The sequence below is a fragment of the Pseudomonas sp. SST3 genome, assembly GCF_003325755.1.
The window spans coordinates 1-1863 of record NZ_QORI02000214.1 but is presented as its reverse complement, the minus strand read 5'-3'; the positions used below and the strand labels follow the sequence as shown (position 1 = coordinate 1863).

Below are 1863 nucleotides of genomic sequence, written 5' to 3'. Positions count from 1 at the left end.
TGGTTTGGGCTGAGGGCGGGAGTGATCGTGTCTTCGAGCGCATGCAGCAGATGCGTGACAAGGCGGAGGCTGTGTTGGTAAAGGCGGAGGGAGCTCCAGCGAGTGAGCGTCATGTGCACATGAAGGAGCACATGCAAATGCTTGAAGAACTAATGAGCAATCTCCACAACGAGCATCCTGCCCCGGATATATCTGTAGAAGAGCACCTGGCCTGGATGGAAAAGCACGACAAACTGGTTGACGATGTGTTGGCTCAGATGATGCGCGAACATAAGCTGATGATGGCCGATAAGGAGTGCCATCCGTAAGGTTTCCCATCGTGCAGGCCTTTTTGCTCCTTTGGGCCTAGCGGCGCCTTACCGGTGCCGTTTTTTTTCAGCTGAGTTATAGCGCTAGCCCACTGCGCACTCAGCCCGGCTGGTATAGCTGGGCGAGTCGAGGTTTGTAGTGAAGTTCACCAAAGCGTAGAGGAATAGACGAACCACTTGGCGCTGGCTCAGCAAGTTCTTGCTGCTTGCTCAGCGCGTCAGACGCGCCTAAAGGCGCGCGCGACTACGTGGTGTCACTTGCTCTCGAACAGCAGCCCCATGAGCCCATCATGTTCTTCGGGGGTAGGAAGGGCGGAGGCATCTATGTTTCCAGCACCGCCCGACTCGCCATTCGGCGAAGCGACCTCTGGTTGGAAATTGCCTTGTGCATCGAACGCAACCCAGCCGTACCATTCCCGGACGACCTTGGAGGGTTTGCCGTCCTCCATAGCGACATACCAGTCTGCCAACCTGAAACGCTTACCGGCGAGCTTTGCGATCGAGCTTTCAGCTCGAACCAGTGCGACATACAGCGGGTGCGGTAGCTCCTCTATAGCGCCAGTTTCGTCGAGTAGATATACATACGAGGCGTGTTGCGGTTGTTGTGTTGACACGGTTCGCTCCTCGTCCGGATTTAAGGTGAATACGGGAGCAAAGCCACCCCCTTCCGTTCGAAAGTTGGTCGTCTGACCTTGATAAACCCTCGCAGCATTCCACTGCACCTTTCCTGCATAGGCGTAGGCGCGTAGGTCAAACTTCATCGCGCGCACCTGATGGTCTGCAGCTATTCGGCGTTCGCCAGGCGCCACGAGCGTCTGAGCCACGTAGTTTCCGCTAAGAATTTCCTCCCACACCCGCTTGGTGAGTTTTTCCCCACGGTAAGCACCACGGCTACCAAAGCCACTGACTGGCTTGAAGAAGAGGCTTCGGCGGTTTTGCCAAAGCTGCTCTGCATTTCGATGCCCGACAAGGCTCGTAAGCGGGACGTACTCCGCCAATACGGCGCGGGTTTGCGGATCCGCTCCCATATCTTCAAGCAGCCTTGCATTGGTCAAGTCAACGAGCCTGCGCTTGTCCGCGTAAAGGGCGTACGCCTGAGGGTGTGGGGTTACCGTCACGGCATTAGCTAGGAATGCAGTCCGCAGAGCGCTGCAGTTTTCGCTTTCCAGGTAGAAATCGGTGAGACGGTTATAGACCAGATCGACTGGCTCGCCGCCAACCAGGAGGGAACCAGCAGCGAACGTCAGTTCGGTTGGGTCGGCAATGATGCAGTCGATTCCTGCCGATTCGAATAACCGTTGGAAGAGAAGAAACTCGGGATAGAGGTACTGGCTCTGTGGGCTTTCATCCAGGATAACTACGCGCTTTAGCGGCCTTTGCTCTCCACTCGCTGACCATTCCTGAGCGAACATATCCAGAATCGCATGCTCGAAGCCGCCAGCGCCTTCATCGCCTGGCGACAGTCCTATCACGCCGCTGCAGCAACTGCGCTGCGCACGGGCGAGCAGTACGTTAAGCATTGCTCCGCCAGCGTTTGTGTTTACCTCTATTAGAC

2 protein-coding genes are annotated in these 1863 nt (G+C 56.3%); one reads left to right on the top strand and one right to left on the bottom strand.

Annotation, left to right across the window (positions count from 1 at the left end; all coding sequences use genetic code 11):
• Positions 1 to 308: co-regulatory protein PtrA N-terminal domain-containing protein (locus DQ405_RS26735; protein ID WP_168426494.1), on the top strand; the 308-nt coding region annotated here is incomplete at its 5' end.
• Positions 309 to 562: 254 nt separating this feature from the next.
• On the opposite strand, the gene DQ405_RS26730 is transcribed toward DQ405_RS26735, so the two are convergent.
• Positions 563 to 1720: a hypothetical protein gene (locus DQ405_RS26730; RefSeq protein ID WP_168426493.1), complete on the bottom strand. Its 1158-nt coding sequence runs from the start codon at positions 1718 to 1720 to the stop codon at positions 563 to 565.
• Positions 1721 to 1863: the final 143 nt, after the last annotated feature.

Excerpts from the sequence above, each read along its gene's own strand:
- DQ405_RS26730 (WP_168426493.1), bottom strand. The coding sequence starts at position 1,720 with ATGTTCGCTCAGGAATGGTCAGCGAGTGGAGAGCAAAGGCCGCTAAAG.